The sequence below is a fragment of the Bradyrhizobium sp. AUGA SZCCT0431 genome, assembly GCF_018131065.1.
In the GTDB taxonomy this organism is placed as follows: Bacteria; Pseudomonadota; Alphaproteobacteria; order Rhizobiales; family Xanthobacteraceae; genus Bradyrhizobium.
Window position 1 is genome coordinate 37,752 of the sequence record NZ_JAFCLR010000037.1, and the last position, 12,238, is coordinate 49,989.

The following is a 12,238-nucleotide window of genomic DNA, read 5'->3' on the forward strand; positions in this document are numbered from 1 at the left end:
CTTGGGTTTCCCGGTATTTGTTTTTTTGTTAGCGGTCGTCAAACTGGGCAGATCGGCAGGGCAGGCAATTCCTCAAATCATTTGGCGCGCGGCTCGGCGCAGGAATGTCGAAGGATGAATCGGGTCGGCAGATAAATCGGCCTTGTGTCCTGGACCTGATCGCCGTCGCGCACCCGCTCAAGCAGGGTTTTTGCGGCGATCCTGCCGATTTCGCTCAAGTCCCATGTCAGCGTGCTGATTGCCGGCGTAGCGTGCCGGGCCAGATCCGTGTCGCCGATACACACCAGCGAGATGTCGCTCGGATAGCGAATGCCGTTGCTTGCGAGCGCGTCCATCACGCTTGCGAGCATGTGCGTTCCCAGCGTGATGATCGCAGTGGGCGGCGCAGGCCCCTGCAGCAACTGGCAGACGTCGCTGAAGGCGATGCCCGAGCCGTGCACCTGCGGGCGGACGAGATCGAGATCGACATCAAGCCCGGCCTCGATATGCGCCTGCCGATATCCGGCTACCCGCTCGGTACTCGGCAGCACCGCCGCAGGCCCGGTCAGCAGCGCGATGCGGCGATGGCCGAGGCCGATGAGATAGCGCGTCACCTCAAAGCCGCCGCCGCGATGATCGGCGCGCACCGACGGCGCGCCCGGCACCTCGCGGTCGATCCCGACACAGGGCAGGTCGAGCGTAGCCAGCGCGCTGGTAAAATCCCTGTGGGTGTTGTCTCCGGCGAACAGCAGCAATCCATCCATCCGCCGCCGGCGCACCGCGGATATGAACGCGGTTTCGCGTTCCTCGGCGTGCCGGGTTGCGCCGAGCATCAGGACGTAGCCGGCACGTTGCAATTCCTCTTCCGCGGCGTTGACCATCTCGCTGTAGAGCGGGTTGGAAATATCCGAGACCATGCAGCCGATCGTGTTGCTCGCGCGCGAGCGCAGCGCCTGCGCGGCGGAATCTGGCTCGAAGCCGAGGCGGTCCACGACGCGCATGATCCGGGCGTGCAGTTCAGGACTGATGTGCGGCTCGCGGTTCAACACCCGGCTGACGCTGCTGACCGACACGCCGGCTTGCGCGGCGACATCGCGGATGGTCGGCCGAAGGGATGGGGTCGGCTGGGTTCTGGCCATCGGTCCTGCTTGCCCGCTGTCTCGTCCCAAGTGCCCGGATTCGTTTGCATTCGAGCCCGGTCAGCTCAAAATCAGCTGATTCTGGAAACGTTATTTGAAGCACTTTACCTATTAATATTGACATCAATGGAAACATCAAGCTCAATTATGGAAACGTTTCCAAGAACAGCCCCTGACCGGGCCGGGAGGATTTTGCGTGAACGGGCAGCGCATGAAACGGCGGGTCGAAGGCAAGGTCGCGCTGGTGACCGGCGCCGCCAACGGGATCGGGCGCAGCGCCGTCGTCGTGCTGGCGCGCGAGGGCGCGAGGATCGTCGCGACCGATCTGCAGGACCAGAACGGCGAGCACCTGCTGCGCGAACTGCGATTGGCCGGATGCGAGGCGGAATATCTCCACCACGATGTGACCAGTGAGGAAGACTGGCAGTCAGTGATCGCCAAAACCAAAGCACGGTTCGGCCGGCTGGACGTGCTCGTCAACAACGCCGGGATCGGTCTCTCCAGTCCCGTCGTCAACATGTCGCTCGCCGACTGGCGACGTCAGGTTGCCGTCAATCTCGATGGCGTCTTCCTCGGCGTCAAAACCGCGCTTCCGCTGATGCGCGCAGGCGGTGGCGGCAGCATTATCAATGTTTCCTCGATTGCGGGAATCAAGGCGTCGCCAAACGTGTCCGGCTATTGTGCGACCAAGGGCGGCGTCCGTCTGTTCACAAAGTCCGTCGCGCTGGAATGCGCCGCCGCCAAGGACGGCGTGCGGGTCAACTCGCTTCACCCCGGCATCACCGAAACCGCGATCTGGGACACGCTGATCGGCACCGCCGAGGAGGGTTCGAATTCGGGGGGGCCGCGCGGCGCGACCCTGGACAAGCTGACCGAACGCGGGGTGCCGCTCGGCTTCAAGGCGATGCCGGAAGACATCGCCAACGGCATTCTGTGGCTCGCCAGCGATGAGAGCCGCTACGTCACGGGCACCGAGCTCGTGATCGACGGTGGCCGCTCGATCGGCTGACAGGAAATAGACCATGGCAACCCAGGCGAACAAGCAAGACCACACCGGGGATCGCGCCGAACGTGCGGCGGTCGAGGGCGATTATGATGCGGTCGTGGTCGGCGCAGGTTTTGGCGGTCTCTATGCGTTGCACCGCCTGCGCGAGAAGGGCCTGTCCGTGATTGGCTTCGAGGCCGCCCCCGAAGTCGGCGGCACCTGGTACTGGAACCGCTATCCCGGCGTGCGCTGCGACGTCCCGAGCCTCTATTATTCCTACACATGGTCGGAGGAGTTGCGGCGGGAGTGGCGCTGGTCGGAGAAATACGCCGCACGGCGCGAGATACTGGACTACGCCAAATACGTCGCCGATCGCTTCCGCTTGCGCGACTTGCTGCGGTTTCAGACCCGCGTCGTTTCAGCCTCCTTCGATGAAGCCAGCGGGCGCTGGCTGGTACGGACCGATCGCGGCGATGAGATCCGCGCGCGCTTCTGCATCATGGCATCAGGCGCGCTCTCGGTGCCGAACAGCCCGAAGACGCCGGGGCTGGAGAGTTTTCGCGGTCCGATCTACCACACTGCCCGCTGGCCGGAACAGGAGGTCGACTTCTCTGGTCTGCGCGTCGGCGTCGTCGGCACGGGGTCATCGGGCGTGCAGGCGATTCCCCTGATCGCGGAAGCCGCCAAACACGTCGTGGTGTTCCAGCGCACACCGAACTTCTCCGTGCCCGCGCGCAACCGCGCGCTTCAGGACGAGGACTTCAAGCAGTTTGATGCGGCTTTCCCGGCCTATTGCGAGAGCCTCGCAAGTCCGAATGCCGGCCGCGTAAACTCTTCCGCGTTCGAGGCGCCGATACCCTCGCGCGACGAACAATGGCGGCGCTACGAGGAGCTCTGGCAGGAAGGTGGCGGCGGGTTTTTGCTGTCGTTCCCGAATCTCCTGACCCACGAGGCCGTCAACGACGTCGCTTGCGATTTCGTGCGCGAGAAGATCCGCCAGATCGTCAAAAATCCCAAAACCGCCGCGGCGCTGAGCCCCTCGGGATATCCCTTGGGCGTCAAGCGCATCTGTGTCGATACGAACTATTACGAGACCTTCAACCGCGACAATGTCGAACTGGTGAATCTGAAGGAAGAGCCGCTCGAGGCGCTGACGGCCGACGGCGTAAAGACCTCGGCGCGCCAGTTTGATCTGGACGCGCTGGTGTTCGCGACCGGCTTCGACGCCATCACCGGTGCGCTGTTCGCGATGGACATTCGCGGACGAAATGAGCTGCGTCTGCAGGACGCCTGGGCCGAGGGACCGCGCGCCTATCTCGGCATCGCCGTGGCTGACTTTCCCAACCTGTTCATCATCACCGGCCCCGGCAGCCCGTCGGTGATCGGCAACATGATCAACGCCTGCGAACAGCATGTCGATTGGCTGACCGATTGCATCGACCATATGCGCGCGCAGGATTTTCGGATCATCGAGCCCGATCCCGCAGCCGAGCGCGCCTGGATGACGCATGTCGCCGAGATGGCCGAACGCACGTTGTTTCCGAAAGCGGACTCCTGGTACCTCGGCGCGAACATCGCCGGGAAACCGCGCGTCTTCATGCCCTATGTCGGGGAAGGCTACCGGCACCGCTGCGCGCAGATCGCCGCGCGTGGCTACGAGGGTTTTCGCCTGACCTGAGGCGCGGAAGCGGAAACAACATCAGGCGCGGCGATCCGCAAGAAGCGGGCGAACGCCGCCGACAACGGAGGTAACATGAGCCGCATTTTTGGCGCCGTCTGTCAGAACGGATATGTGGTGCGCGACATCCGCGCCGCGATGGATCACTGGATCAACGTGATGGGCGTCGGGCCCTGGTTCTACATCGACCGGGTCAAGACCGACTATTTCCGCCACCGCGGTGTCGAGTCCGGCGTGGAGATGAGCATCGCGCTCGCCAATTCCGGCGATCTTCAGATCGAACTGATCCAGCAACGGAATGACGCGCCGTCCATGTACAGGGAGTTTCTCGATTCCGGGCGCGAAGGCATGCAGCACATGTCGTACTGGACGAGGGACTATCAGGCTCTCTACGACCGCGCGTTGTCGCTGGGCTACAAGGTTGGGCACGAGGGGCAGATCGGCGGCGAGCAGGGCCGCTTCTGCTATTTCGATACGGAATCCCATCCCGGCACCATTGTGGAGATCTCCGACATCAGCGGCGGCAAGGGACGCTTCTTCGAGCACATCAAGCAGATCGCGGCCACCTGGGACGGCTCCGATCCGATCCGTGACGTCAGAGCTCGCTGATCTACCGGTCAACGTCGAAAAAAACAGCAAACACAAGGAGACGCACATGGCCAGATTACCCCTGATCGACCCCGAGAAGACCAGCGGCGACACCCGCACGGCGTTCGACAGGATGCCGGTCAAGCTGAATATCTTCCGGATGCTGGCGCATGCCGAGACCAATTTCATTCCCGCGATGCGGTTCGCCAATTCCATCCTGCACAAGCAGAAGCTCAGCCACGTCAATCGCGAATTGCTGATTCTCCAGGCCGCGCAGCGGGAAGGCGGTGCCTATGAGTGGCGCCAGCACGTCCCGATCGCGCTCGGGCTCGGCGTCACGCAGCCGCAGATCGACTGCATCGAACAGGGCAATTACGCCGACGCCGCGTTCAATGCAGCGGAACAGGCGCTGCTGGCTTTCGGCCGGGAAGTGGTCGACAATGTGCGTGTGCCTGAGCCGGTGTTTGCCGGGATGCGCGCGCATTTCGGCGAGCAGGAAATCGTCGAATCGATCATGACGATCGGGTTCTACATGATGATGGCGCGCCTGACCGAGGCGACCGAGACCGACCTCGACCCTGCCGCCGGGATGACCGTTTACGAGAGCAGCAAGCGCGGGAAGGCCGCCTCTGCGGATTGACCGCGCCCTCGGCACCAGCGATCATCGCGACCGGTTTGAACGGCAGGCGGAGCGGTTGCGATGAGCGAGTTGCCGGAGAAGGATGGCCCGCGATCCCTGAGCGAGATCGCCAGCTACCACGCCCACATCTATTACGATCCGGCGACGACGCGGGGCGAGGCCGAGCAATTGCGCGGCTGGATGGGCGAGCGCTTTTCAGTGACGCTCGGCCGGTGGCATGACGTCAAGGTCGGTCCCCACGATCAGGCGATGTACCAGGTGGCCTTTGCCAAAGAGGTGTTCCCTGAACTGGTGCCCTGGCTGATGCTCAATCATGGCAGGTTGAGCGTCCTGGTCCATCCGAACACGACCAATCCGCGCCGCGACCATCTTGCCGATCCGATCTGGATCGGGCCCGCGCTATCCGTGCATGCGGACAAGCTGCCGGAACACTCGGAGATGGAGCAGGCGCCGGCACCGAATACCAGCCCGACGCTCCGACCCTGAGCGTGCCTGTCACACCCGGAACCGGCGGCTGTTTACCAAGATTGCCCGGGTCGCCGCGGATTCGATTGATGACCATAGCCGTGGTCCGGTGTCTCGATTATGCCTTACTTTGAATTGCATTATATTTGGGCTTATTCGGTGAATCCCTTGCGGAATCAGGTCTGATTCCGAAGCGCCGAGCCGGGGACGGATGGATTACAGGACCACGAGTGCAGCCGGGCAAGCGTCGAGCCGCGGCTTTCCATGGGTCGGCAAGGCCGCCTTCGCCGCTGCCTTGCTCGTGGTGACGTCGGCGCTGGCCGCCTGGTCGATGAATGTTGATCTCGTTGCCTGGCTACGAAATCTGCAAACCGCGAACAGCGCCGGCGCATTCTCGTTCGATGACAGGTTCGGATCGGGCGCGGCGCGCAACGCGCCGTCGATCAGGTATCCCTCGCGTCCTGTCTTCCGTCCGGCGCGAACGGATTTCGACGCCGAGTTCGGTCACATCGAAAGCCAGCTGGCCGAGCAGTCGCCGGATGCGCAGGCCGACCAGCCCGCAGCGCCAGCCGGGCCTGCGATTCCGCTGCCGAGGTCGCGGCCCGCCGAAGCCAGTCTGGCGCTGAGGGTTGATCCGTCGCCGCCACCGCCGGCGCGGTCGGACGACCGGACCATGTTCCAGAAGCTTGCCGATATGGTGCCGATGCGTTTCTCGCTGGCGTCCCTGACGCCGGGCGACGGTCTGTTCGGCAACAAGCCTGATCTTGGCGCGCTCGGATATGACAACTTTACCGCGGTCTACGACATCTCGGCGCGGACCGTTTACATGCCGAACGGCGTCAAGCTCGAGGCGCATTCAGGCCTCGGCGGCCTGATGGACAACCCCGCTTCTGTCAGCATGCGCATGGTCGGCGCGACGCCGCCGAACGTCTATGATCTGAAGCCGCGGGAGAAGCTGTTTCATGGTGTCGCCGCACTTCGCATGACGCCGGTGGGCGATGCCGACACCCTCGGACGAACCGGATTGCTGGTGCACTCCTACTTGCTCGGGCCCAATGGCGATTCCAACGGCTGCGTCTCGATCAAGGAGTACGACAAGTTCCTGCAGGCTTATCGAAACGGGCAGGTGAAGCGCCTCGTCGTGGTGCCGAGCCTGAGCGAGGGCTTGACCGCGTCGCGGCGTTCGACGTCGCCATCATGACTGCGAACAACGTCTCCAATTCCGACACGCCGCTGCGGGCCACGTTCAAGATCAGTTTGAACGGCAAGACGGTATCGATCGGTACCGTCGGCCAAGCCTATCAGTTTATCACCAATCTGAGCTCGGTCGAATGGATCGAGTTCAAGTCGTTGCACGCCGATGCGGTCCGTACGCTGCAAGGCGCCGCGGAAAATGCGATGCTGACGGTGCAGGCGACCGCCGCGTTGCGCGCGCTGTTCGTTCGCGCCAAGCTGCTTTGACGATAGTTCGATAAGAGCTATCATTTTCGTTGGGCCATTTCGCGCGGCGTGGCCAGTCATTTCAAATCTATTTTTCTCAAGGTGGCAGCTGCATGAGTCTGGGTGACATTCGCAATCTCGATTACACGGTTCTGCTTTGTTCGAACATGCAGGAGACCAAGCAGTTCTATCTCGACGTGATGGGCTTTCCGCTCGCTCACGACAGTGAGAACTGGGTCAGCTTTCAGGTCGGGTCCGCGCTGCTCACCTTAAGGCCGCGCGGTCCCTGGGCTGCGTGGCACGATGGTCCGTTTCCCCCCGGCTCGGCTGCGGTCCAGCTCGCCTTCCGGGTTGCGCCGCATCTGATCGATTCCTGTTATGCGACGTTGCAATCCAAGGGGGTAACGATCCTGAGCCCGCCCCGGGATATACCGAGCTGGCACCATCGCGCGCTGTTCTTCCGCGACCCCGAGGGAAATGTCATCGAGATCTACGCCGAGGTTTGAGTACGAGGGGAAGCGCCCTCGCTGATTTCCTTGCGCACGATAGCGGCCGCATCGCACATCGCCTTCAGCTTTCCGAACGCGACGTGGCGCGGCATGTATTTCATGCCGCAATCGGGCGCCACCACCAGACGTTCGGCCGCGACATGTTTGAGGCCGTTGCGGATGCGGTCGGCGACGATGGCGGCCGTCTCGATTTCGGGATTACCCAAATCAAGCACGCCCAGCATGATCTTCTTCGATGAGAGATCCTTGAGTACACCGAGATCGAGCCTCGGCTGCGCGGCCTCGATCGAAATCTGTTCGGCGCAGGTGTCGGCGAGTTCGGCGAGGAACGAATAACCCGCCGGCTTGGTCGAACCCGGCACGACCGCGGCATAGCCGAAGCACAGATGCACGACCGTCGGCACGGTGATGCCGGCCAATGCGCGGTTGATGGCCTTGACGGCATAGCGCCTTGCGAGGTCCGGATTGTTGCGCACCCAGGGCTCGTCGAGCTGGATCACGTCGGCACCGGCCTTTTGCAGATCCAGCGCTTCGGCGTTGACGGCCTCCGCAAACGCCATCGCGAGTTCTTCGTCGTCCTTGTAGAACTCGTTCCTGGCCTGCTGGCTCATCGTGAACGGGCCGGGCAGGGTGATCTTGGCCGCGCGGTCGGTGTTCTTGCGCAGGAATTCCATATCGTGGAGCTCGACCGGTCCTTTGCGCTTCACCGGGCCGACCACACGCGGCACCGGTGTTTGCGTCCCGTTCCGCGCAGAGATCAAGGCGGGGTTGTCGGCGTCGATACCCTCAAGTGCGGTCGCAAACCGGTTGGAATAGCTTTCGCGGCGGATTTCGCCGTCGGTGACCACGTCGATGCCGGCGCGCTCCATGTCTCTGATGGCAACGATGGTGGCGTCGTCCTGCGCTTCCTGCAGATGCTCCGGCGGCAGCCGCCACATCGCATGCATGCGCGTACGCGGTACGGATTTCGACAGCATCGCGCGGTCGACCAGCCATTCCGGCTGCGGATAGCTTCCGACCACGGTGGTCGGCAGCAGATGCCTTGGCAGGTTCATCACGGCCTCCTTGCTCTTGTTGTTATCGCGTCGCCAGCGTTTTCAAGCGAAGCATGCCTCGGATTTGATCCGGGGGTGGATTCCGGTTCGCGTGAAGAAAACGCGTCAAACGGATAAAGCCTCGGGCCGCGCGAGTGGGTCCTCTTGCAGGCGGTGGCGATCGTGGCTTTTGACCTCATGGATGTCATCATAATTGGCCAATCGGATGCCTGGATAGGGCTTAGTGTCGCTTCGCGCCGCGAGAACGGGAGAAAACCGTCGACTTCCGATCGCAACAGGAACAGAGTCGTTTTGCCGCTGCTCGTCGCAATCCGTCGGGTTGGCGCGGTGGATAGGGTGGATCGGTTTTGACGACCTCACGTGATCAATAAACGGCAACCGGCGCGTCTGCCAAAGGCGGTGTCGGCATGACCACGCCCTGGTGGCAGAATGGCGTGATCTATCAAATCTACCCGCGTTCCTTTCAGGACACCAACGGTGACGGCATAGGCGACCTCAGAGGGATCGAGCAGCGGCTCGATTATCTTGTCAGCCTTGGCGTCGATGCGATCTGGATCTCCCCGATCTATCCGTCGCCGATGGTTGATTTCGGCTATGACGTTGCGGACTATTGCGACGTCGATCCACGCTTTGGGACGCTGGCAGACTTCGACGACGTCCTGATGCAAGCCCATCGGCGGGGGCTCAAGGTTCTGCTCGACTTCGTGCCCAACCACACGTCCGACCAGCATCCATGGTTCGTCGAGAGTCGCGCCTCGCGGCAAAATCAGAAAAGAGATTGGTACATCTGGCGCGATGCTGCGGCTGACGGCGGACCGCCCAATAACTGGATCAGCGATTTCGGCGGCTCGGCCTGGGAAAGGGACGAAACCACCGGACAATATTACTACCACGCCTTCCTGAAGGAGCAGCCGGATCTCAACTGGCGTCATCCAGCCGTGCGGGCGGCGATGTATGACGTGATGCGTTTCTGGTTCGACCGCGGCGTCGACGGCTTCCGCATCGACGTGCTCTGGCACATGGTGAAGGCCGCAGACTTCCCGCACAATCCGCCCAACCCGGCCTATCGGCCCGAAATGGGTGAAATGCACCGCCTGCTTCAACTCCATTCCACAGACCAGCCCGAGGTGCACCGGATCGCCGCCGAAATGCGTGAAATCGCCGACGGCTATGGTGCCAGGGGGCAGGGCGAACGGGTTCTGATCGGTGAGATCTACCTGCCGGTCGATCGTCTGATGCACTATTACGGCGGTGAGCACCCGGAGGTGCACTTGCCCTTCAATTTCCAGCTCATCGATGCGCCGTGGCGGGCGCGCTCGCTGGCGGCTGTCATCACCAGCTATGAGGCAGCGCTCCCGCAGGGTGGTTGGCCAAACTGGGTGCTCGGCAACCATGACCGGCCGCGCGTTGCGGCCAAGCGCGGGCAGGCCCAGGCCGGCGTCGCGGCGGTGCTGTTACTGACGCTCCGAGGCACACCCACGCTCTACTATGGCGACGAACTTGGTTTGAGCGATGTCATGATCGAAGCATCGCAAGTACGGGATCCGCGCGAGTTGCGTGAGCCCGGTCTGGCGTTGGGCCGGGATCCCGTGCGCACGCCGATGCCATGGGATGACAGCGAAAATGCCGGCTTCACCACAGCGAATCCGTGGCTGCCGCTCAATGCCGACTGGCCGACGCGCAACGTGGCGCGGATGTCGGAGGAATCTCAATCCATCCTGACACTTTATCGTCGCTTGCTTGCGCTCAGGCGCAATCGCCGCGCTTTGTCGATCGGCGACTTCGCTCTGTTGAATGTGGAAGAGGAAATGCTGGTTTACGAACGCCGGCAGGATTCGGAGCGGCTGATTGTGGCGCTCAACCTCGGCGCACAGTCGCATCGACTGCCGTTGCCGGATTGGGGGCGCGGGAGCCGGGTGCTCCTGTCCACGGTCGCGGATGCGGCGCTGGTCGAAGGCGGCACCCTCCTGCTAGGGTCGAATGAAGCTGTCGTGCTCGAGGCCGGATAGCCCACAGCAGAGAAGGATGATCACGTGCGCATTGCCATGCTGGCGCCGATCTCCTGGCGTACACCGCCGCGCCATTACGGCCCCTGGGAGCAGGTGACGAGTCTCTTGACCGAGGCCCTGGTCGCGCGCGGTGTCGACGTCACCCTGTTCGCCACCAAGGACAGCAGGACGGCAGGCAAGCTCGATGCCATCTGCCCTGCGCCCTATTCCGAGGATCCCGCGATCGACGCAAAGGTGTGGGAGATGCTCCATGTCGCCCACGTCTTTGAGCAGGCTGGTCAGTTCGACTTGATTCACAATCAGGCCGATTTCGTCCCGCTCGCCTTCTCGCGGCTGGTCGGAACCCCTGTCGTAACGACGATCCACGGTTTCTCTTCCGCGCGCATCCTGCCCGCCTACAAGGAATACGAAGAACGCGTCCACTATGTTGCCATCAGCGACGCCGATCGCCATCCGGACCTGCGCTATGCCGCAACAATCCACCATGGCATCCCGCTGGAGGATTTCCCCTTCGACCCGCACGGCAGCGAAGATCTGCTCTTCTTCGGCCGCATTCACCCGGACAAGGGGGCGGCTGAAGCGATCGCTGCGGCAGATCGATCCGGCCGGAAATTGATCATGGCCGGCATCGTCCAGGACCAGAATTACTACGACGAGCAAGTAGCGCCCGCACTCGACGACGAATCCGTGGTCTATCTTGGCCCGGTTGGCGGAACGGTACGCGCGAAGACTCTGGGCTCCGCACGCGCGCTGCTCCACCTCATCAATTTCGACGAGCCGTTCGGTCTGTCGGTGGTAGAAGCGCTCGCCTGCGGAACGCCGGTTATCGCCCGCAACCGCGGATCGATGCCCGAACTCATAGATGATGGCGTGACCGGATTTCTGGTCGACAGCCTCGATGCGGCGGTAGATGCGATAGCTCGCATCGACGAGATCGATCGCGCTGCTTGCCGTGCTGCGGTATCGGCCCGTTTCACGGTAGACCGCATGGCCGATAGATATCTGGGCCTGTACCGATCAATCCTCGGCTAAGAACCGGGGCCTGCAGCCCGGGCAGTCACTCCGCCGCCAGATTGTAGTCGTGGCGCAGTGCCTTCTGGATGTCGAGCGCGGCGCGTGCCGCCGCGTTGGCATCGGCCTCGCCAGCGGACACCACGCACATCGACCAATTGTTCTCAGCCCGCTCATCCGTGGCGCGATTGATGGCGATCCTGCGAACGCTGGAGCAGCCGGGTTGATTGCGGAGCTCTGCCAACGCATGCGCCTGCAAGTCTTGTATCGAAAGCAGGATCTTCGCCATGCAGATCTTTACCTGTGCGGGGGCCTTACTTCGCAGATTTCGCGATCTTGTGTTCGAGGTGGCCGGTCTCGTAATCCCGGCGAAGCTGGCTCAACGAGGTCTCGTTGAGCTGAAGCAAAACGTCGCTCAGCTTCTCGGTCGCGGGATAACCGGCGGCGAATCCCTGTCCGTAAATCTTGCGAAACGTGCCAACCAGCGTGGCGCCGTGCTTGTGGCTGATTTCGCCATCGTGGTTGCGGTGGCGATTGTCGAGACCTGTCTTGCTCATGTCGCGCTCCCTTTGCCCTTGCCGACAGCATCCTCCCGCCGGGACCAAAGGGCAACCAATGTCTTGAGCCGCGGTCTTGAGCCGCTGTCTTGAGCCGCTGTCTTGGGTTCGGTGTCTGTCGCCGGCTGACCGGGATGTGCATCCGTGGCCGCCAATGCCCAAAGGCGAAGCAGCGGTCCGGGG

General features: G+C 62.6%; 14 protein-coding genes. 10 read left to right on the plus strand and 4 right to left on the minus strand.

What is annotated here, in order from left to right:
- Window positions 1-77: 77 nt before the first annotated feature.
- A complete protein-coding gene (locus JQ567_RS28875) occupies window positions 78-1,118 on the minus strand; it encodes a LacI family DNA-binding transcriptional regulator (RefSeq protein ID WP_212441966.1) in 1,041 nt (346 codons plus the stop codon).
- 211 nt (window positions 1,119-1,329) lie between these two features.
- Between JQ567_RS28875 and JQ567_RS28880 the strand changes: the two genes are divergently transcribed.
- The 8 genes from JQ567_RS28880 (at window position 1,330) to JQ567_RS28915 (ending at window position 7,420) form a co-directional block, all read left to right on the plus strand.
- Entirely contained in the window at window positions 1,330-2,127 is a 798-nt protein-coding gene (locus JQ567_RS28880; RefSeq protein ID WP_212442005.1) for an SDR family NAD(P)-dependent oxidoreductase, read from the plus strand.
- Window positions 2,128-2,140: 13 nt separating this feature from the next.
- Window positions 2,141-3,781 carry an NAD(P)/FAD-dependent oxidoreductase gene (locus JQ567_RS28885; protein WP_212441967.1) on the plus strand — a complete coding sequence of 547 codons (1,641 nt, stop codon included), beginning with the start codon at window positions 2,141-2,143 and terminating at the stop codon, window positions 3,779-3,781.
- Window positions 3,782-3,856: 75 nt separating this feature from the next.
- Entirely contained in the window at window positions 3,857-4,390 is a 534-nt protein-coding gene (locus JQ567_RS28890) for a VOC family protein (protein ID WP_212441968.1), read from the plus strand.
- 46 nt (window positions 4,391-4,436) lie between these two features.
- Entirely contained in the window at window positions 4,437-5,009 is a 573-nt protein-coding gene (locus tag JQ567_RS28895) for a carboxymuconolactone decarboxylase family protein (RefSeq protein ID WP_212441969.1), read from the plus strand.
- Between the two features lie 60 nt (window positions 5,010-5,069).
- Window positions 5,070-5,495 (plus strand): DOPA 4,5-dioxygenase family protein, encoded by a 426-nt coding sequence (locus tag JQ567_RS28900; RefSeq protein ID WP_212262706.1) that lies wholly within the window; start codon window positions 5,070-5,072, stop codon window positions 5,493-5,495.
- Between the two features lie 190 nt (window positions 5,496-5,685).
- A complete protein-coding gene (locus tag JQ567_RS28905; RefSeq protein WP_212441970.1) occupies window positions 5,686-6,675 on the plus strand; it encodes a DUF2778 domain-containing protein in 990 nt (329 codons plus the stop codon).
- A complete protein-coding gene (locus JQ567_RS28910; protein ID WP_212441971.1) occupies window positions 6,672-6,935 on the plus strand; it encodes a hypothetical protein in 264 nt (87 codons plus the stop codon). The genes JQ567_RS28905 and JQ567_RS28910 overlap by 4 nt, the downstream gene beginning before the upstream one ends.
- A gap of 92 nt (window positions 6,936-7,027) precedes the next feature.
- Window positions 7,028-7,420 (plus strand): VOC family protein, encoded by a 393-nt coding sequence (locus tag JQ567_RS28915; protein ID WP_212441972.1) that lies wholly within the window; start codon window positions 7,028-7,030, stop codon window positions 7,418-7,420.
- Here the strand turns inward: JQ567_RS28915 and JQ567_RS28920 are convergent.
- On the minus strand, window positions 7,405-8,478 hold the full coding sequence (locus JQ567_RS28920) for a 5-methyltetrahydropteroyltriglutamate--homocysteine methyltransferase (protein WP_212441973.1): 1,074 nt from the start codon (window positions 8,476-8,478) through the stop codon (window positions 7,405-7,407). The two genes, JQ567_RS28915 and JQ567_RS28920, sit on opposite strands and share 16 nt — an antisense overlap.
- Window positions 8,479-8,885: 407 nt before the next feature.
- Here JQ567_RS28920 and JQ567_RS28925 point away from each other — a divergent pair, with 407 nt between their 5' ends.
- On the plus strand, window positions 8,886-10,487 hold the full coding sequence (locus JQ567_RS28925) for an alpha-amylase family glycosyl hydrolase (protein WP_212441974.1): 1,602 nt from the start codon (window positions 8,886-8,888) through the stop codon (window positions 10,485-10,487).
- Between the two features lie 24 nt (window positions 10,488-10,511).
- Window positions 10,512-11,519: a glycosyltransferase family 4 protein gene (locus tag JQ567_RS28930; RefSeq protein ID WP_212441975.1), complete on the plus strand. Its 1,008-nt coding sequence runs from the start codon at window positions 10,512-10,514 to the stop codon at window positions 11,517-11,519.
- A gap of 25 nt (window positions 11,520-11,544) precedes the next feature.
- On the opposite strand, the gene JQ567_RS28935 is transcribed toward JQ567_RS28930, so the two are convergent.
- Window positions 11,545-11,787 carry a hypothetical protein gene (locus JQ567_RS28935; RefSeq protein ID WP_212441976.1) on the minus strand — a complete coding sequence of 81 codons (243 nt, stop codon included), beginning with the start codon at window positions 11,785-11,787 and terminating at the stop codon, window positions 11,545-11,547.
- Window positions 11,788-11,812: 25 nt separating this feature from the next.
- Window positions 11,813-12,055 (minus strand): hypothetical protein, encoded by a 243-nt coding sequence (locus tag JQ567_RS28940; protein WP_212037300.1) that lies wholly within the window; start codon window positions 12,053-12,055, stop codon window positions 11,813-11,815.
- Window positions 12,056-12,238 lie beyond the last annotated feature (183 nt).

Bases quoted from the DNA above. Each gene is read 5' to 3' on its own strand.
- JQ567_RS28935 (WP_212441976.1), bottom strand. From the start codon at position 11,787: ATGGCGAAGATCCTGCTTTCGATACAAGACTTGCAGGCGCATGCGTTG.
- JQ567_RS28900 (WP_212262706.1), top strand. From the start codon at position 5,070: ATGAGCGAGTTGCCGGAGAAGGATGGCCCGCGATCCCTGAGCGAGATC.
- JQ567_RS28915 (WP_212441972.1), top strand. From the start codon at position 7,028: ATGAGTCTGGGTGACATTCGCAATCTCGATTACACGGTTCTGCTTTGT.
- JQ567_RS28905 (WP_212441970.1), top strand. From the start codon at position 5,686: ATGGATTACAGGACCACGAGTGCAGCCGGGCAAGCGTCGAGCCGCGGC.
- JQ567_RS28890 (WP_212441968.1), top strand. From the start codon at position 3,857: ATGAGCCGCATTTTTGGCGCCGTCTGTCAGAACGGATATGTGGTGCGC.
- JQ567_RS28895 (WP_212441969.1), top strand. From the start codon at position 4,437: ATGGCCAGATTACCCCTGATCGACCCCGAGAAGACCAGCGGCGACACC.
- JQ567_RS28910 (WP_212441971.1), top strand. From the start codon at position 6,672: ATGACTGCGAACAACGTCTCCAATTCCGACACGCCGCTGCGGGCCACG.
- JQ567_RS28885 (WP_212441967.1), top strand. From the start codon at position 2,141: ATGGCAACCCAGGCGAACAAGCAAGACCACACCGGGGATCGCGCCGAA.
- JQ567_RS28920 (WP_212441973.1), bottom strand. From the start codon at position 8,478: ATGAACCTGCCAAGGCATCTGCTGCCGACCACCGTGGTCGGAAGCTAT.
- JQ567_RS28880 (WP_212442005.1), top strand. From the start codon at position 1,330: ATGAAACGGCGGGTCGAAGGCAAGGTCGCGCTGGTGACCGGCGCCGCC.
- JQ567_RS28925 (WP_212441974.1), top strand. From the start codon at position 8,886: ATGACCACGCCCTGGTGGCAGAATGGCGTGATCTATCAAATCTACCCG.
- JQ567_RS28940 (WP_212037300.1), bottom strand. From the start codon at position 12,055: ATGAGCAAGACAGGTCTCGACAATCGCCACCGCAACCACGATGGCGAA.
- JQ567_RS28875 (WP_212441966.1), bottom strand. From the start codon at position 1,118: ATGGCCAGAACCCAGCCGACCCCATCCCTTCGGCCGACCATCCGCGAT.